Source organism: Shinella sp. NM-101, assembly GCF_021401195.1.
Lineage (GTDB): Bacteria > Pseudomonadota > Alphaproteobacteria > Rhizobiales > Rhizobiaceae > Shinella.
Window position 1 is genome coordinate 87,250 of sequence record NZ_JACBFT010000013.1, and the last position, 16,278, is coordinate 103,527.

Genomic DNA, 16,278 nt, shown 5'->3' on the forward strand with positions numbered 1-16,278 from the left:
CCTTATGGGAAGCGAGCGCGGTGACGCGCTCTCAATCTCTCGTTCAAACCTGAGCAGTTTCGATTGAAGATCCGAGCTGATCATGGTGAAATGCGATGACTACGATAGGAGAGCCCTGTTGGAACAGGACACTCGCCAATTCTCGATCGGGCAGCTTCGTCGCCTTGAGCTGATGATTGCGCAGTTGCGCGTCGCCATCACGGTCGCTCCGCTCTGGCTGATTTACGGAATGTTCCGGGCGCTGTCCCAGGTAGATGTGTCCAGCCTCTTTCAACCAACGATCTGGTTGACGCTGGCTCTTGTTGGGGCAGGTGTTATTCGGACGGCACTGACCTTGGTTGCCCGCCCCGGTCACACGCTGTTTCGTCAGGCAATGTCGCTGGGACATTTCCGGGAAGCCGTTAGGGCAAGCGGCCTCAGAAGCTCGCTGCCGAAGCCGACCCGATTGTTTGCGCTGAAACTGATCGATCTTGCCCTCGTCACACCGGCGGCGCTGATCCTGCTGATCGGCTTCCTTGCCGGGAGCCATCATATCATGTCGTTGCTCACGACCGACGACCCGGCACCTTTTTGGCTGATGTGGGCTTTCGCGTGGGTCAACGCGCTGCTGTTCCTCAGCATCACAATGTTCGGCGCCCTGCGCGTTGTGTTTGCGGTCCGCAGCGCAAGGGAAGATGATTTTCCCACCGCTGCATCGATCCTATCGGCATTGAAGCACTGACAAGCGCCGCGACCGGGACAGAACGCACTACGCCTCTTTCGAGGCAAGAAGTTCTTGCGTCATTACAGGAGGCCTCGGACTCACGCGAGGCACTAAGCGACGATTTGAGGACAGACGGAGGAAATACCGCCAGGTCAGCGAAAGGCTCATCCATGGCTTCGAATTGACGTTACCAACCGCGTCGTTCTCGCGAAGCTGGTCAACGGCTTGGTGCAGCGGGAGCAACTGCCGTTCCTATTATCGCCGCGCAGCTCGACCGACGCCTGGTAGGGAACGTGATGCGGCAAACCCGGCCTGTTCAGATTGACTGAACCGCGGCGTCACGCCGAGCCAGAAGCGACTTCAAGTCAGCCTCATCCAAAGTCTCCTTTTCAAGGAGAAGCCGTGCGGCCCGCTCCAGCGTGGGCTTGCGCTCCTGGAGCAGTTCCACCGTCCGGGCAAACGTCTCATCGACAATTCGACGTACCTCTTCATCGATGATTGCTGCGGTCTCATCGGAATATTCGTGTTCCTGCGGCCCGTAATAGGGCTGGTCGGTCGCGAGGAAGGACCGCCTGTCCTTTTCCAGTGCCACATGGCCGAGCTTCGTGGTCATGCCGTAGCGGGTGACCATGGCGCGGGCGATATCCGTAACCTTGACGAGATCATCGGCTGCCCCCGTCGAAAGATGGCCATAAATGATCCATTCCGCCGCACGGCCGCCGAGCAGGACCGCCATCTTGTTCTGCAGTTCCTCTCGGGTCATCAGGAAGCGGTCTTCCGTCGGGCGCTGGATCGTATAGCCGAGCGCGCCTATGCCGCGCGGAATGATCGAGACTTTATGGACAGGGTCGACACTCGACAGGGCCATTGCGACCAGCGCGTGGCCCATTTCGTGATGCGCGACGATCTCCCGCTCCTTGGGATTGAGCAGCCGGTTGCGTTTTTCGAGGCCGGCGACAATGCGCTCGATCGCGTTGTTGAAATCGTCCATTGAGACCGCATTCGCCCTCCTGCGGGTGGCGAGCAGCGTCGCCTCGTTGACAAGGTTGGCAAGGTCAGCGCCTGTAAAGCCCGGCGTGAGTGCGGCGATCTGCTCGACATCGACTTCCGGCGCCAGCTTCGCCTTTTTCAGATGGACGTTGAGGATCTGGATGCGGCCGGTCTTGTCGGGCCGGTCGACCAGCACCTGGCGGTCGAAGCGCCCGGCCCTGAGGAGCGCGGGATCGAGGATCTCGGGGCGGTTGGTCGCTGCAAGAAGCACGAGGCCGGTGGACGAGTCGAAACCGTCGAGCTCCACCAGAAGCTGGTTGAGCGTCTGTTCCTTCTCGTCGTGGCCGCCCGCCATCGGGCCGATGCCGCGCGCACGGCCCAGCGCGTCGAGCTCATCGATGAAGATGATCGCCGGCGCCTTGGCGCGGGCCTGTTCGAACAGATCGCGGACGCGGGCCGCGCCGACGCCGACGAACATCTCGACGAATTCGGAACCGGAAATCGAGAAGAACGGCGCGCCGGCCTCTCCGGCGACGGCGCGCGCCAGCAATGTCTTGCCGGTACCGGGCGGGCCGACGAGAAGCACGCCTTTCGGCATGCGGCCGCCGAGCCGGCCGTAGCCTACCGGGTCCTTGAGGAAGTCGACGATCTCCTTGAGTTCTTCCTTGGCTTCGTCGACGCCTGCGACATCCTTGAACGTCACGCCGGTATCGGACTGGACATAGATCTTGGCCTTGCTCTTGCCGATCTGCATCAGGCCGCCGCCGACCCCGCCACCCATGCGCCTCAGCATGAACATCCAGACACCGGCGAAGAGCGCCACGGGGATGAGCCAGGACAGAAGATCGCGCAGGAACGTGCTTTCGATCTGGCCGGTTACCACCACGCCGTGCTGTTGAAGCTGCTGGGCGAGGTCGGGTTCCACGCGCGTCGTGATGAAATAGGAACGCTCGTTCTGCGGCTCCTTGAAACGCCCCTGAATGAATCTGTCGGAAACGGCGACTTCCGCGATCTTGCCGTCCCTGAGGTCCGTTTCGAATTGGCTATAGGGGATCCGCGCAACCTGGGTCGCCGTCGCGAGAAAATACTGTATCGCCATCAGAATGAAGAAGGCGACGATCCAATAGCCGATATTAAACCGTATCTTCCTGTTCATCTCCATGCGATCGCTCCCGTTACCGCGCGACCAGCAGCAGGCGGCCGCCGTCGCGGATCAATTCAAGGGCGACTATAGCGGGTTTCTCGGCGATCGTCCGTCGCAAGTCGGAAACGGAAGCAACGGGAACCCGGTTGACCGCAACGATCATGTCGCCAGCCCGAAGCCCGGTGCGAGCGGCGAGGCTGCCGGATGCAATGCCTTCGACCACCACGCCGGAGGCACCAACCTGCCGGGATTCGGCATCCGACGCGTCCCGCATCCTGGCGCCATCGAACGCCGTGCCGGAAAGATCTGTCGAAGCCCGGTCTTCGGCTGCGATCGTGGCGGCTACCACCTGCTCGTCATCGCCACGCTTCACGGTCAGCCGGATCTTGCTGCCTGCAGGCGTGAGGCCAATGCGGTTCCTGAGATCGGTGGCGCCGTGGATGGGACGCCCGTCGATTGCCGTCACCACATCGCCGGTCTTCAATCCTGCATGGTCGGCCGACGAACCGGGTTCGACATTGGCAATCAGGGCGCCCCGCAGGTCACCGAGCTTGAGGGCTTCCGCCAGATCCGGCGTGATATCCTGGATACCGATGCCCAGCCTGCCGCGCTGAACCTCGCCATGGGCGATCAACTGGTTCATCACCGTTATCGCCATGCTGCTGGGCACCGCAAAGCCGATACCGACGTTGGCGCCAGCGGGACTGAGGATTGCTGTGTTGATCCCGACCAGCTTGCCGTCGAGCGTCACCAGGGCACCGCCGGAATTGCCGGGGTTGATCGAGGCATCGGTCTGGATGAAGTCCTCATAGCCCTCGATGTTCAAGCCGCTCCGTCCGAGCGCGCTGACGATGCCTGAAGTTACCGTCTGGCCGAGACCGAAAGGGTTGCCGATGGCGACGACATAGTCGCCCACCTTGAGGGCATCGGAATCCCCTGTCTGGATCGCGGTGAGATTTTTCGCTTCGATCCGGAGCAACGCGATGTCGGTTTCCTTGTCGCTGCCAATGAGTTTTGCGGGCAGCTGACGTCCATCCTTCAGGGTGACGGAGATTTCGGTTCCGCCATCGACGACATGATGATTGGTCAGCACATAGCCTTTCGCGGCGTCGACGATGACGCCCGAGCCCGCGCTCATCCTGGCGCGCGGTTGCTGCTCCGGCAGATTGAAGAAGCGGCGAAAGTTGGGATCGCTGTAAAGGGGATTGCTCTCGACCGACGAACGCGAGACGACAGCAATATTGACGACGGCCGGCGTGATATGCTCAAGCATCGGCGCCAATGTCGGAAGGCTGGTGGACGAAGGTGCCGGCCCTGCTATCTGCGCGACGGCGGGGGTGACGGTGAACAGGACGGCTCCGGCGGCGATGGCTGCGGACGCGGCAATCGTGCGAAGCCTCGGGGCGAGATCGAACATCGGTTGCTCCTGAATTGATGGTGTTCTTCTTTTCCGGCGCGAGGCACGAAAGGCATAAAAAGAACGGGCCCGAAGGTCCGGACCCGTTCTTCGTCAGCTTATGCGGTCGAGAGTGGACTGTTATGGCTGAACCAGATGCTGCCGGCGGCCAATACCGCGACGACAAGGCCGGCAATGACATACGCCCACATGGCTGCCGTCACGGCTGAGAAGCCGAGGACCCATGGAGCGACCACAGCCCATATACCGAGCACGAGGTTGACCCACTCCTCCACCTCATAAAAGGCGTAGAGCGCGGCGACGGCGATCAGGGCGACGGCCGCGCCGACGATCCAGCCGTTCCAGGCGGCGTAGGTCTCGGCGGTGAAGCCAAGCAGCCAGGGTGACATCAGAAGACCAAGACCGGCAACGATATTGACGATATCGAAAGCCGTCCGGTTGTTCGAAGACAGGGACTTCAGCATCGTTCATTCTCCTCATCGGTTGGTTGCATCATCAATGGACCGCCTCCTGCGGACAGGAGACGGGTGCGGCGGCAGCGCTTGAACGGCCGTCGCCGCGAAACTCGGGTGTGGTGGACGGAGCCGCCAGGAGAGGTGCGCCTGCCGGCGACGGGAACAGGTACGGCGCCAGTTCATCCTCAACAAACGCCCCGTTGGCGATCTCCAGCAACGCAAGCTCGCTCGCGTTTACGCCCTGCCGGTCAAGTCTTGGCTCCGCGCCGCGGTACAGCGCACGGCTGCGGGCGGCCGCGGCGAGCGCCAAGGCAAATCTGTTCGGCAGTATCTTCTGGCAATCGAAAACGACATGCGGATCCATGGGGCACCTCATGCAGCTTTTCGATCGGTCACGGGAACGGACCGGCTGGCTTCCACTTCCCGCTCGAGCGCAAGCAGCGCCTGGTCGACTTCATCGAGGCGCGAGGGACGCGCGTTCTCCGGCATGCCCTCGTTGGTGGCCTGGTCGATCAGGTACTCCGTCCAGGCCCAGTTCATCAGGATCGAACGTTTGGCCTGGAGCGACAACGTGCTGTCGGTAACAACATCCATCGGTGAGGACCAGCTTTCCGGTCCGGACGGATCATTGCGGGTTGCCGCGCCGTCGAGCGCCTGATCATAGCTGTCCTGAAGTGCCGAAAGGCCGAGCCGCTCCAGCGTCGTGTCGGAGAAGGCATGAGACGTCCGCTTCGGTCGTTGGACCAATAGCCGTTTGGCCGGCTTGGCCACCCGCCTCTGCACAACGTAGCTCAGGCCCTGCCGCTCGGCATAGCGAATGGCAGCTTCGAGGGTGGGAAATTCCAGCTCGACCTGCGTCAGCGTGTCGTGCCCACCCGTATAACCCATCAACGGCTCGATGAAGGGTGAGCGGCTACGGTCGAAGACGAGCCGCCATCCCTTGGTTCGCGCGGTCCCTGACGTCATCACCGAGCGAGATGGCTTGAAGATGCGAGCAACGGCATCCGCGGGAAACAGAGACCGGCCGAAAGAAAGTTGGCTCCGGAGGTTGTCGTTCGAAGCGGGGAAAGCGGACGTCGGCGTTACGATTTCGTGGTGTGTCTCTCTTGAAGTCTCCATCGTTCATCCCTCCCTGTTGGCGAAGGATACTGGCGGCCGCCAAAGGCCGGCCGCCAGGTAGATCGGATCGATCAGCTCTTGATGGCGATGCGCTTGACCTGCGACTGCGCCTTCTCGCTCTTCGGCAGGGTCACCGTCAGCACGCCGTTCTTGAAGCGGGCATCGACCTGGTCATCCTTAACCTCGACGCCGAGCGGTATGCGGCGCTCGAACCGGCCGTAATAGCGCTCGGAGAACTGCCGATCCTTGTCTTCGCTCTCGGAGCGCTTCTCGCCCTTCAGCGTCAGGACACCGTCGTTGAGCAGGACCTCAATGTCCTTCTCTTCAAGGCCGGGCACTTCGGCGGTCACCTTGATCTCCTTGTCGGTATCGGAGATCTCGACGCTCGGCCAGCCGGCGCTGAATGCGGAGCCGTTGCCAAAGGACGGCAGGCCGGAACCGAAGCCGCGGAAGACGTCGTCGAACAGGCGGTTCACCTCGCGATGCAGCGACAGGAAAGGATCACGGTCGTCATCGCGCAGGACAGTCGGGACCTGGTTGCTATTGTTGCGGCCCCAGGGAATCAGATCACGAACACTCATGTTTTTCTCCTTTCTGTTGGATCAGTTGGCAAAGCTTTCCTGTTGACGCCGGGCATCGCCCGGCGCCTTGCGCGCGTATTGCGTTCGGAAAGGCTTAAGCCGCCTGCTTCTCGGCCTCGATCTGTTTCGTCTCGGCCTTCGGCAGCGCCATGTCGGTCATAATCTCGATCTGGCGCGGCTTCATCGCTTCCGGGATTTCGCGCTTGAGATCGATGGTCAGCAGACCGTTGACGAGGCCGGCACCTACGACCTTGACGTGATCGGCAAGCTCGAACCGGCGCTGGAACGAGCGGCCGGCGATGCCGCGATGCAGATACTGCACATCGTCAGCATTTGCCTTCTGGCCCGCGACGAAGAGCATGTTCTGCTCCTGGGAGATCGTCAATTCGTCCTGCGAGAAGCCCGCCACTGCCATGGCAATGCGGTACTCGTCCTCGCCGGTCTTGACGATGTCATACGGGGGCCAGTTGTCGATCGTCTCGATCCGGCTTGCGGCTTCGAGCGCATTCAACATTCGGTCGAAACCGATGCTCGACCGGAACAGGGGGGAGAAATCGAGGTTTGTCCTCATAACCATATCCTCCTTTGAAGCAACATGGAACAAGGAGACGCCAAGAGCACATGGCGCCTCCTGGACTTGTCGATCCCCATTGGGCAATCGAACAATATTGATATAATTCAGTCGGTTGCGAGTTCAAGAGGGGTGAAATCACCCGGCATAAAAAAATTGATTTTTCCGTTTCCGTCACCAGATTCGGTGGGAGGCCAGATACGAATAAGTCCACAAAGGAGCAATGGATATGACAATGACTTCCGACGATGTCATCACCATCCTTGGCCCTGTCGACGAAACTCTCGTGGCCGATGTCATCGCGACGGGCGCAACGCAGGCTGAACTCTCCGAGGCATTCGCGTGGGTCAACAATGACGAAGCCTTGATAGGTGAAGGACGGCCTTTGCCGAGCGGGAGGGTTGCCACCCTGGTCGACCTGCTGGTTTCGGATGAAGATGAGCCGGAATAGGCAAGGCGGGTAACCATGCCGCCTTGCAGATGCTGCCTCGCCTATGCCGTCGTCAGCACCCGGATATCGCCGCGGCGGTCGATAGCGTCGACCACGACATGCCGGCCGGATCGGCGGATGGCGACATCGGCCGAGCCATTGCCGATCTGCAGGCGCCGCAGGATCACCTCGTCGAGGAAAGAAGGCAATTGCGGCTCATTGAAGCTGATGTGCAGGGCATTCGGATCGAAGTCGAGGCCCAGGCAGGATTGCAGCAGGAGAAGTGGCGCCGCGGCTGCCCATGCCTGAGGAGAGCATGCAACCGGATAGAAGGTCGGCCCCTGTGCGCGCTGGCGCGGCAGACCGCAGAAGAGTTCCGGAAGCCGGCGCAGGTCGATATACGTCGAGGCCGCAAACAGGCCCTCGAAGATCCGCGCCGCTTCAGCGCGATAGCCATAGCGGGCAAGTCCGCTGGCGATCAGGGCATTGTCGTGCGGCCAGATCGAGCCGTTGTGGTAGCTCATGGGATTATAGCGCGCCTCGGTGGAGGGAACGGTGCGAATGCCCCAGCCGCAGAAGGACGAGGCACTCATCAGCGTGCGGGTAACCTGCGCGGCTCGTTCAGGATAAGCGATGCCGGTAAACAGCGCATGGCCGGCGTTGGAGGAGCGGACGCGACAGGGGCGCTTGTCTCCGTCGAGCGCCAACACATACGTGCCGAGGTCCTCGTCAAAGAAGCTCGTATCGAAGGCGCGGCGCAGGCCCTCCGCTCGTGCGAGAAACTTTGCCGCCCGTTCTGGCCGGCCAAGCCGCCGGAAGATCTCCGCCGCCGCCTGCCAGGCGCCGTAGACATAGGCCTGAACCTCGACGATGGCGATCGGCCCCTTCGCCAATGTGCCGTCGGCGTGGAAAACGGAGTCGTGGCTGTCCTTCCAGGCCTGGTTGATCAGGCCTTCTTCCGTCAGCCGCCCATATTCGACGAAACCGTCGCCGTCACGATCGCCATGTTCGTCGATCCAGGTCAGCGCCGCCTCGATATGCGGCAGTAGCCGCTCAATGGTGGCGAGATCTCCGGTCCGGTCGAGATACTCGCCGGCGAGCATCACGAAGAGCGGGGTGGAATCGATGCTGCCGTAATAGCGGCGAAACGGAACCTCGCCGAGTTCAGCCATTTCGCCATAGCGTACTTCATGCAGGATCTTTCCCGGCTCGGCATCCGCGACAGGATCGATCTCCGTCGCCTGGTTCGCCGCCAAATGCCCGAGCACGCCGCGGGCGATTTGTGGATCGAGCCAAAGCGTCTCAAGCGCAGTGATCAACGCGTCTCGGCCGAAGACGGTGCTGAACCAGGGTATGCCGGCATAGGGATAGGGACCTTCCGGCTTGTCGGTCATCAGCATGTACAGATCGGAGATGCTACGACGCGCGACCTCGTTGAAGATCTCGTTTGACGTGGCGATCGATGCCGCGCGCGAGGACGAGGAGCGTAAAGCACGACGGGCATCCCGAAGGGCCAGGAAAAAGGAACGGTGGCTCGGTTGGGCGGCGGCGGTCTGGTCGCAACCGATCTCGATGAAGAGCGACCGCGTCTCGCGCGGCTCAAGATGAAGATCATAGGTAACGAAATCGCTGCGGATTTCGTTCGGTTGCGGAGCGAACGACAGGCGCGTGGACCGCTTCCGATCATCAAGGCCGATATAGGAGAGCAGGATCGAATTCTGCTCCATGACGGCAGGAAGATGCCTCCCTTTCCTTGCTCTTGCGGTTCCACGGACTTCGAACAGATCGGCGAAATCTGCCCCGAACCCGATTTCGATACGAACATGTTGTGGCCGATCGTCATAGTTCCTGATGGCCAGCCGTTCGTAGCAACGGGCATTCCACAGGAAGCGGGACCTACGCACATGAATGAGATCATGCCCGAGTGTGAGCTTGCCCCTCTCGTCGAAAAGATCAGGATTGGTGAGATCGCAGGTGAGCGTCGCATTGTCGTCGCGTAGCGTCGACGACAAAAGCATCGGCCGCTTTCCGTTGATGGTCAGGTAGAAATGCGAGAGATGACGCGTATCCCGGTGAAAGAGGCCTTCCGGGCTGCCAGGCCCGGAAAGCGCATCACCATTGTGGTCGAAGACGGCGAAGGTATCACCGTGCTTGAGGGTGCGCGGCCGTCGCTCTTGCAGCGAGGCGGCCGCCGGGATGAAGAATTGTGCCACCGGCGCGGCTGGCCCGACCGATGCGCCGGATGGCTTGCTGTCCACAGAAGCGGCCGACATGCCACAATCTCCCTACGCTACGACCTGGAGATTCAGATCCTGGCCATTGGCGCGGCGTAGCGGGGCCGCCTTGGTGCGAACGCCCGGGAGGTTCCGATAGATGTCGAGATAATCTCGCGCCATCCGTTCTGCGCTGAAACGCTTCTCGAAGGTCGCACGAACTTTCTTTCGATCCATCCTGAGTGCCCGTTCGACGTTCTCAGCCGCTTCCGTCACGCTGTCGACCAGAATTCCGGAAACGCCGTTGTCGATCACCTCCGGCACGGAGCCGTAGCGGAAGGCGATGACCGGCGTGCCGCAAGCCATGGCCTCGATCATCACCAGCCCGAACGGTTCTGGCCAGTCGATCGGAAAGAGCAGCGCGCCGGCATTGCCCAGGAAAGCCGCCTTCTGATGCTCATTGATCTCGCCGACGAATTCGACATTCGGATGGCTCTTGACCATCGGCTCGATCACCGTTTCCCAGTAAGCCTTGTCTGCGTTGTCGATCTTGGCTGCAATCTTCAGGGGCATGCCGATCTTCGTCGCGATCTCGATGGCGCGATCAGGCCGTTTCTCCGGCGATATCCGTCCGAGGAAGGCGAGGTAGCTGCCTTTAGGCTTTGCCGTGAAGGGAAGGAGATCGGCCGGCAGACCATGATAGACCGTTCCGGACCAGTTGACCGGTGGCATTGGTCTGCGCTGATCGTTGGAGATCGAAACCAGAGGAATGTCTGGAAAGGTCCGGTAAAAGGGGAGCAGGTCCGGCAGGTCGAGCCGGCCATGCAGCGTTGTGACCGTGCGGTCGGCAAAATCCCGGATCAGCGGAAAATGCAGGAGATCGATATGGAAGTGCAGCACGTCGAATTCGTGCGCGCGCCGCCGAATTTCCTCCAGCATGACGACCTGATGCGGCAGATGATCCCTGACATTCGGGTTGAGCCGCAGCGCGACGTCCGAGCACGCCACCAGTCTGGCATCTGTGACGGAATCGCCGCTGGCAAAAAGCGTGACGTCATGGCCAAGGGCGACAAGTTCTTCGGTGAGATAGGAAACAATGCGCTCGGTTCCCCCATAGAGCTTGGGCGGAACGCTTTCGGCGAGCGGCGCGATCTGAGCGATCTTCATCGGCAAAACCTCCTCAGTTGAGCAAAGAGTCGTCGGTAAAAATCAGGTCCGCATCCTCAAGGAGGCACGCGGCAGGTCAGATGGAATGTCTAGAATTCGAATGGCTGTCGGCGGCTGCCTCCTTTCCGGTAGCTGCACAGGCCAAGGCCGCCAAGCCTGCGTGCGTGCAGTCTGCGGCGATTGGCTCCGTAGACATTGAAGGTAGGAGACGAGCTTTGTTTTCCACTTTGCTCATCGTCCTTGTCCAATGCCTTCAGCGCTTCAATGATTTCGTCATAGGACACCGCTTTGTCCGTTCCGGGATAAAGACGGAGGGCCGGGATGGACTCGATCGCGAAGATATCGGACGCCCAGGACGCGAGTATCGCCCGCTTCTCTTCCTTGCCGATGTCGGGGGCGGCAAGCACGTCACGCGGGTGATTGAAATGTTTGGCCGGATGAAGCAGATGCGCGGCGCTGATCGCGGCCGTTGCTTCTTCCGGTATCGATTTGCTGATGTTCTCCTTTCTCATAGCTTGGCTCCATTGATCCCGGCCGATGAAACTGGTCCGATGGATGGTTCGAAGGGGAGGCCTGCCCCCGAGGGCAGGGCAGGCCTGTATCGATCACCTTAGAAGTCCATGCCGGCGCCGGCGGGCATGGCCGGAGCGACTTCCTTTTTGGGCTTCTCGGCGATCATGGCTTCCGTCGTCACCAGAAGGCCGGCCACGGAGGCCGCATCCTGGAGCGCGGTACGGACCACCTTGGCCGGATCGATGACGCCCTGAGCATAAAGGTCGCCGTATTCGCCGGTCTGGGCATTCCAGCCATAGGAGAAGTCAGCCTTCTCGCGCAGCTTGCCGACGATGACGGAGCCTTCGGCACCGGCGTTCTCGGCGATCTGGCGGACCGGAGCCTCGATCGCACGGCGAACGATCTCGATACCGACCTTCTGGTCCTGGTTGGCGGCGTCGAGATTGTCGAGTGCCTTCACGGCACGGAGCAGGGCAACGCCGCCGCCCGGCAGAATGCCCTCCTCGACGGCCGCACGGGTCGCATGCAGAGCATCATCGACGCGGTCCTTCTTTTCCTTCACCTCGACTTCCGTCGAGCCACCGACGCGGATGACGGCAACGCCGCCGGCGAGCTTGGCAAGGCGTTCCTGCAGCTTCTCGCGATCGTAGTCGGAAGTGGTTTCCTCGATCTGGGCGCGAATCTGCGCAACGCGACCGTCGATCTCCGCTTTGGAGCCAACGCCATCGATGATGGTCGTGTTCTCCTTCTCGATCGCCACCTTCTTGGCGCGGCCGAGCATGTTGAGCGTGACATTCTCCAGCTTGATGCCGAGGTCTTCGGAGATGACGGTACCGCCCGTCAGGATGGCGATGTCCTCCAGCATCGCCTTGCGGCGGTCGCCGAAGCCCGGAGCCTTGACGGCAGCGATCTTCAGGCCGCCGCGCAGCTTGTTGACGACGAGCGTAGCCAGTGCCTCGCCTTCGACGTCTTCAGCGATGATCAGCAGCGGCTTGCCGGACTGGACGACGGCTTCCAGAACCGGGAGCATCGCCTGCAGATTCGACAGCTTCTTCTCGTGGATCAGGATATAGGGGTCTTCCAGTTCGACCCGCATCTTGTCCTGATTGGTGACGAAGTAGGGCGACAGGTAGCCGCGGTCGAACTGCATGCCTTCGACGACTTCGAGCTCGGTTTCTGCTGTCTTGGCTTCTTCGACGGTGATGACGCCTTCGTTGCCGACCTTCTCCATCGCCTCGGCGAGATAGCGGCCGATCTCGGAATCGCCGTTGGCCGAGATCGTACCGACCTGGGCGATTTCGGAATTGCTGGTGATCTTGCGCGCGTTGGTCTTCAGTTCCTTGACGACGGCGTCGACGGCGAGATCGATACCGCGCTTCAGGTCCATCGGGTTCATGCCGGAGGCGACGGCCTTGGCGCCTTCCTTGACGATGGCCTGGGCGAGAACCGTGGCAGTGGTGGTACCATCGCCGGCAAGATCATTGGTCTTCGATGCCACTTCGCGCAGCATCTGGGCGCCCATGTTCTCGAACTTGTCTTCCAGCTCGATTTCCTTGGCCACCGATACGCCGTCCTTGGTGATGCGCGGTGCGCCGAAGGACTTGTCGATGACGACGTTGCGGCCTTTGGGGCCAAGCGTCACCTTCACGGCGTTTGCGAGTACATCGACCCCACGCAACATGCGTTCACGGGCATCGGTGTGAAACTTGACTTCTTTCGCAGCCATTTCCTTAACTCCTCAATAGGCAGCTATCTGACTGATGGTTTCGGGGTGGAGAGCTCAGGCAGCTTTTTTCTGCTCGGCCTGGGCCTCGATGATGCCCATGACATCGCTTTCCTTCATGATCAGCAGGTCCTCGCCGTCGATCTTGATCTCGGTGCCGGACCATTTGCCAAACAGGATACGATCGCCGGCCTTGACGTCGAGCGCCTGGATCTGGCCGGCCTCGTTGCGGGCACCGGGACCCACAGCGATGACCTCGCCTTCCTGCGGCTTTTCCTTGGCGGTATCGGGAATGATGATGCCGCCCTTGGTCTTTTCTTCGGATTCAACCCGGCGGACGAGAATGCGATCATGAAGCGGTCGGAACGACATGTTTTCCTCCGATGGACAAACAATGATGACGTTGTTCCCCCTGACCGGACCGGATGACCAGTCCGGGCGGGTGCAAAACCTCTTGTCGAGCTTTTTGCGCGAAAAAATCTGGTTTTGAGATTTTTCGATTTCAAGAGGGCGAAATAGAAAAATTAGCACTCGAATGAAAGGGCTGCTAACACGCTGGAAAGGAACGACAAACAGCGCATTCGCGTTCAAAAATCCGTTGATGGCCGCAAAATTTTCCGCCACCTTCACAGTGTCATGAAAACGGAGATGAGCATGCGATTTTCATCGGATCTGGAACGTCAGCTCAACGGCTACGGTCTTACCACCGCTCACATCCTTTACCGCATTCCCGATTTTGAATCCGTGCTGCAGACCTATGTCTGGCAGGACTACGACCTGGCGCCCGATTTTCCTGAGATGCACAAGTTCCTGGATTACTGGCAGACCACCCTCGATGGTCCCCTGCATTCCGTGCGCTATACCCATCAGCGTCTGATCGGACCCAACGAATGGCGCCGTGTCGAAGGCGAGTTCAAGCTCCACTGAGGTCTTGAAACTGGATTTTTATCCTCCTAGCTCTTTCGCGGCCGAGGCTTGATGAGCTCGGTGGTCGGTCAGTAAAGATCTTGAAAGGAATCGAACCAACGCCCTATCTGTTACATTCGCCACACGGCTGAAAATACTCGATGATTTACTGACCGCGAAGTGCCATGCGCGTGTTCAGCGGCGACCAATGTTTTCGTGATCGGCAATCGCCTTGACGACCTCGAAGTCCATTGCGGCACGCGGCTCAATTCGGGCAACCTCGCTGGCGACCTTGGCCCAATGCCAGTATTCGCTGGCATGACCTTGCGCCCGGCTTCGCGCTGCTCTTCGTTGCGCCTCGTAATAGGCATTGACTGGATCCGCAACGGCAAGCCGCCTGGCGTCCTCCTGCCAACGGCGGCGGATCACCCGGCGATGTTCGATCCACTGCCTCAGAAATCCGATCATGCCCGGCCCCGCCGCGATGACAAAAGTTTAGATTGAGGAATCCAGATCGCCGAGGTGTCATCGCCGAACGGTATAGCGGCTCCTTCGTAGACACATATTCCAATCCAGGCGCAAATGACGGCATCAAGCGTGTCTTCAAACGCCTTCAGCTGCCATGCCGGAGCCTCGGGGGAAGGCAGCAGCAAAACGTTAGAAGCGCCTGTTATTTCCTGGTCCAATCCGTCGATGATGGACTGCCAAGTTTCGAAGAGTTTGATGCGCCGGCCGGCGGGAGTTTCCGATGGCCAGTAATTGCGGGCCTTGCCCTGCTTGTAAGGCAGCCGCCTTTCGGCGCACAACAGTTCGACCAGAGCCGGATGCGGGTAGACTTCCAAAAGGCCCGGCACGCCAACTTCTTTCGTCAGCAGGCGATATCCGCAGCGCTCGAAGCCGCCCCTCAGATCGTCACTGATCTTTCCCGGTCTGATCGCACTCGGCGTGTGCGTGCTACAATGACGGGCGCCATAGGCTGCAGAAACCAGATCGTCCGAAACACGCCGCGCGGTGATTGGCCCAAGAGACAGGGGCATATCTACGGCAACAAGATCGACAGGAGCCTGAGCTGTTTCCTCTGCAGCAGCAAGGAGAGCGGCGGGTTCTGCGACGGAACCAAAAGGGCGTGAATTCGAGATCGGGCTTTCGTTGCCGTGATCCAAAAGGTGACGATAGGAAGATCCGGCAAAGATCAGGCGCCAATTACCAGCCGTGGAGGAAACCAGCGCGACACCGCTCGGCTGGCTCGTGGTCCACGCCGCATCAATACCCAGAATGGTCGTCATTGCTTTCCCCGACTATTCAATTGGCCCTGAAGCGATCGAATGCCGTCAGGTATTTGACCGGCGGATCTGCATCCCATCGATAGATTTCCGTGCGAAGGAAGTGCATCTCCCCCTCTAATGTCTCCTCGGGAAGTTCAATCCACCAGGATTTCGGACGGCCGTCCGATCCGTCAGACCAGCGGTATCCGCGCGCCTTGAGATGGTCCTTCATGTCGAAGGGACTGTTTTCCGCATAGATGCGAACCCGCGACCGCTGGCTGGCCTGATAAAGTTCGGCGAATGGCGCGGTGACCATGCTCGGTCGCACCTGCCCGAGCACTTCCAGCAGAGCAAAACAATCGTCGACCGCACGATGACCATCATGAAAATATCCGGACTGGCCGATTAGGTAGCCGAGCTTACTGCCCTCGAAGCCGCGCGCGGACCAGCCAATCTCCGAAACGGAACAGGCCCAGGCCTTATGCACGAAGACCGGCGAGAATGCTTCGCAGAACGGGCGGTCGAAACCTGCATTGTGGGCAATGATCAGATCGGCGGGCTCGATCAGGGCATTCAACAGGACAGTATCGATGGCCTGATCCGCAACCATGTCGTTAGTAATCCCGGTCAGGCGGGAGATGTCCGCCGGGATGGCGATTGCCGGCTGCCGCAGTCCGCCATAGACACCAGTGACGTCGCCGAGTTCTCCAGCATCATTGAAGGTGAAGGCGATCACGCCGATTTCGATGATTTCATCTGTGCGGTAGTTGAGGCCGGTCGTTTCGGTATCGAGGATGATGCCGCGACGCGGAAAACCCGGATGTGGATATTTTACGATTGGACGCGGCTGAAGCTTTCGCAATATGCGGTAGTTGCCGGTGGTTTCCAGATGATGTGCCATGGTTTCGTCATCAATGCCTACTGCGTCCTTCGCGATGACCTGCGGCCGGGCAACTCGCTCCTTGGTTACGGGAACAGGAGCTGCAAAGAAGTCGAGTTGCGAAGTCATTCCATTCCAATCGATTGCAGCGTCTTCGAACGCACAATACGTATTGGCGCCGGTACGAGCAACGCCCTTCCC

Annotated in this window: 18 protein-coding genes; 3 read left to right on the forward strand and 15 right to left on the reverse strand. The window is 60.2% G+C overall.

What is annotated here, in order from left to right; translation table 11 throughout:
- The first annotated feature begins 118 nt into the window (after window positions 1-118).
- Entirely contained in the window at window positions 119-721 is a 603-nt protein-coding gene (locus L0976_RS21275) for a hypothetical protein (protein WP_143531570.1), read from the forward strand.
- A 298-nt stretch (window positions 722-1,019) separates the two neighbouring features.
- Here L0976_RS21275 and ftsH read toward each other — a convergent pair whose 3' ends face one another.
- The 7 genes from ftsH to L0976_RS21310 form a co-directional block, all read right to left on the reverse strand.
- Window positions 1,020-2,855, reverse strand: a complete 1,836-nt coding sequence (ftsH, locus tag L0976_RS21280; RefSeq protein ID WP_234189194.1) for an ATP-dependent zinc metalloprotease FtsH — start codon at window positions 2,853-2,855, stop codon at window positions 1,020-1,022.
- A gap of 13 nt (window positions 2,856-2,868) precedes the next feature.
- Entirely contained in the window at window positions 2,869-4,254 is a 1,386-nt protein-coding gene (locus L0976_RS21285; protein WP_085421455.1) for a DegQ family serine endoprotease, read from the reverse strand.
- A 98-nt stretch (window positions 4,255-4,352) separates the two neighbouring features.
- On the reverse strand, window positions 4,353-4,718 hold the full coding sequence (locus tag L0976_RS21290) for an SPW repeat protein (RefSeq protein WP_234189195.1): 366 nt from the start codon (window positions 4,716-4,718) through the stop codon (window positions 4,353-4,355).
- A gap of 31 nt (window positions 4,719-4,749) precedes the next feature.
- Window positions 4,750-5,073 carry a DNA-directed RNA polymerase subunit omega gene (locus L0976_RS21295; RefSeq protein ID WP_085421484.1) on the reverse strand — a complete coding sequence of 108 codons (324 nt, stop codon included), beginning with the start codon at window positions 5,071-5,073 and terminating at the stop codon, window positions 4,750-4,752.
- Between the two features lie 8 nt (window positions 5,074-5,081).
- A complete protein-coding gene (locus L0976_RS21300; protein ID WP_085421457.1) occupies window positions 5,082-5,828 on the reverse strand; it encodes an ETC complex I subunit in 747 nt (248 codons plus the stop codon).
- Between the two features lie 71 nt (window positions 5,829-5,899).
- Window positions 5,900-6,409 (reverse strand): Hsp20/alpha crystallin family protein, encoded by a 510-nt coding sequence (locus L0976_RS21305; protein WP_085421458.1) that lies wholly within the window; start codon window positions 6,407-6,409, stop codon window positions 5,900-5,902.
- A 94-nt stretch (window positions 6,410-6,503) separates the two neighbouring features.
- Entirely contained in the window at window positions 6,504-6,980 is a 477-nt protein-coding gene (locus tag L0976_RS21310) for an Hsp20 family protein (RefSeq protein ID WP_085421459.1), read from the reverse strand.
- Between the two features lie 229 nt (window positions 6,981-7,209).
- Here L0976_RS21310 and L0976_RS21315 point away from each other — a divergent pair, with 229 nt between their 5' ends.
- Window positions 7,210-7,431 (forward strand): hypothetical protein, encoded by a 222-nt coding sequence (locus L0976_RS21315; protein WP_085421485.1) that lies wholly within the window; start codon window positions 7,210-7,212, stop codon window positions 7,429-7,431.
- A gap of 41 nt (window positions 7,432-7,472) precedes the next feature.
- Here the strand turns inward: L0976_RS21315 and L0976_RS21320 are convergent, their stop codons facing one another.
- The 5 genes from L0976_RS21320 to groES all read right to left on the reverse strand — a co-directional run bounded on the left by L0976_RS21320 (window position 7,473) and on the right by groES (window position 13,398).
- Entirely contained in the window at window positions 7,473-9,683 is a 2,211-nt protein-coding gene (locus L0976_RS21320) for an amylo-alpha-1,6-glucosidase (RefSeq protein WP_085421460.1), read from the reverse strand.
- Between the two features lie 12 nt (window positions 9,684-9,695).
- Window positions 9,696-10,790, reverse strand: a complete 1,095-nt coding sequence (locus L0976_RS21325) for a glycosyltransferase family 4 protein (RefSeq protein WP_085421461.1) — start codon at window positions 10,788-10,790, stop codon at window positions 9,696-9,698.
- A gap of 89 nt (window positions 10,791-10,879) precedes the next feature.
- Entirely contained in the window at window positions 10,880-11,302 is a 423-nt protein-coding gene (locus L0976_RS21330) for a hypothetical protein (protein ID WP_085421462.1), read from the reverse strand.
- Window positions 11,303-11,400: 98 nt separating this feature from the next.
- The gene (groL, locus tag L0976_RS21335) at window positions 11,401-13,029 is read right to left on the reverse strand and encodes a chaperonin GroEL (protein WP_085421463.1); all 1,629 of its coding nucleotides are present in this window, start codon (window positions 13,027-13,029) and stop codon (window positions 11,401-11,403) included.
- 54 nt (window positions 13,030-13,083) lie between these two features.
- Window positions 13,084-13,398 (reverse strand): co-chaperone GroES, encoded by a 315-nt coding sequence (gene groES, locus L0976_RS21340; protein WP_085421464.1) that lies wholly within the window; start codon window positions 13,396-13,398, stop codon window positions 13,084-13,086.
- Between the two features lie 282 nt (window positions 13,399-13,680).
- Here groES and L0976_RS21345 point away from each other — a divergent pair, with 282 nt between their 5' ends.
- Window positions 13,681-13,953 carry an usg protein gene (locus L0976_RS21345; RefSeq protein WP_085421486.1) on the forward strand — a complete coding sequence of 91 codons (273 nt, stop codon included), beginning with the start codon at window positions 13,681-13,683 and terminating at the stop codon, window positions 13,951-13,953.
- Between the two features lie 174 nt (window positions 13,954-14,127).
- Here L0976_RS21345 and L0976_RS21350 read toward each other — a convergent pair whose 3' ends face one another.
- The 3 genes from L0976_RS21350 to L0976_RS21360 are packed head-to-tail and all read right to left on the reverse strand — an operon-like array spanning window position 14,128 to window position 16,206.
- Window positions 14,128-14,400: a hypothetical protein gene (locus L0976_RS21350; protein ID WP_085421465.1), complete on the reverse strand. Its 273-nt coding sequence runs from the start codon at window positions 14,398-14,400 to the stop codon at window positions 14,128-14,130.
- The gene (locus tag L0976_RS21355; protein WP_234189196.1) at window positions 14,397-15,218 is read right to left on the reverse strand and encodes a DUF429 domain-containing protein; all 822 of its coding nucleotides are present in this window, start codon (window positions 15,216-15,218) and stop codon (window positions 14,397-14,399) included. The genes L0976_RS21350 and L0976_RS21355 overlap by 4 nt, the downstream gene beginning before the upstream one ends.
- Before the next feature lie 16 nt (window positions 15,219-15,234).
- Entirely contained in the window at window positions 15,235-16,206 is a 972-nt protein-coding gene (locus tag L0976_RS21360) for a 3'-5' exonuclease (RefSeq protein ID WP_085421467.1), read from the reverse strand.
- Window positions 16,207-16,278: the final 72 nt, after the last annotated feature.

Excerpts from the sequence above, each read along its gene's own strand:
- groL (WP_085421463.1), bottom strand. The coding sequence starts at position 13,029 with ATGGCTGCGAAAGAAGTCAAGTTTCACACCGATGCCCGTGAACGCATG.
- L0976_RS21355 (WP_234189196.1), bottom strand. The coding sequence starts at position 15,218 with ATGACGACCATTCTGGGTATTGATGCGGCGTGGACCACGAGCCAGCCG.
- L0976_RS21345 (WP_085421486.1), top strand. The coding sequence starts at position 13,681 with ATGCGATTTTCATCGGATCTGGAACGTCAGCTCAACGGCTACGGTCTT.
- L0976_RS21320 (WP_085421460.1), bottom strand. The coding sequence starts at position 9,683 with ATGTCGGCCGCTTCTGTGGACAGCAAGCCATCCGGCGCATCGGTCGGG.
- L0976_RS21290 (WP_234189195.1), bottom strand. The coding sequence starts at position 4,718 with ATGCTGAAGTCCCTGTCTTCGAACAACCGGACGGCTTTCGATATCGTC.
- L0976_RS21305 (WP_085421458.1), bottom strand. The coding sequence starts at position 6,409 with ATGAGTGTTCGTGATCTGATTCCCTGGGGCCGCAACAATAGCAACCAG.
- groES (WP_085421464.1), bottom strand. The coding sequence starts at position 13,398 with ATGTCGTTCCGACCGCTTCATGATCGCATTCTCGTCCGCCGGGTTGAA.
- L0976_RS21315 (WP_085421485.1), top strand. The coding sequence starts at position 7,210 with ATGACAATGACTTCCGACGATGTCATCACCATCCTTGGCCCTGTCGAC.
- L0976_RS21325 (WP_085421461.1), bottom strand. The coding sequence starts at position 10,790 with ATGAAGATCGCTCAGATCGCGCCGCTCGCCGAAAGCGTTCCGCCCAAG.
- L0976_RS21350 (WP_085421465.1), bottom strand. The coding sequence starts at position 14,400 with ATGATCGGATTTCTGAGGCAGTGGATCGAACATCGCCGGGTGATCCGC.
- L0976_RS21310 (WP_085421459.1), bottom strand. The coding sequence starts at position 6,980 with ATGAGGACAAACCTCGATTTCTCCCCCCTGTTCCGGTCGAGCATCGGT.
- L0976_RS21330 (WP_085421462.1), bottom strand. The coding sequence starts at position 11,302 with ATGAGAAAGGAGAACATCAGCAAATCGATACCGGAAGAAGCAACGGCC.
- L0976_RS21360 (WP_085421467.1), bottom strand. The coding sequence starts at position 16,206 with ATGACTTCGCAACTCGACTTCTTTGCAGCTCCTGTTCCCGTAACCAAG.
- L0976_RS21295 (WP_085421484.1), bottom strand. The coding sequence starts at position 5,073 with ATGGATCCGCATGTCGTTTTCGATTGCCAGAAGATACTGCCGAACAGA.
- ftsH (WP_234189194.1), bottom strand. The coding sequence starts at position 2,855 with ATGGAGATGAACAGGAAGATACGGTTTAATATCGGCTATTGGATCGTC.
- L0976_RS21300 (WP_085421457.1), bottom strand. The coding sequence starts at position 5,828 with ATGGAGACTTCAAGAGAGACACACCACGAAATCGTAACGCCGACGTCC.
- L0976_RS21285 (WP_085421455.1), bottom strand. The coding sequence starts at position 4,254 with ATGTTCGATCTCGCCCCGAGGCTTCGCACGATTGCCGCGTCCGCAGCC.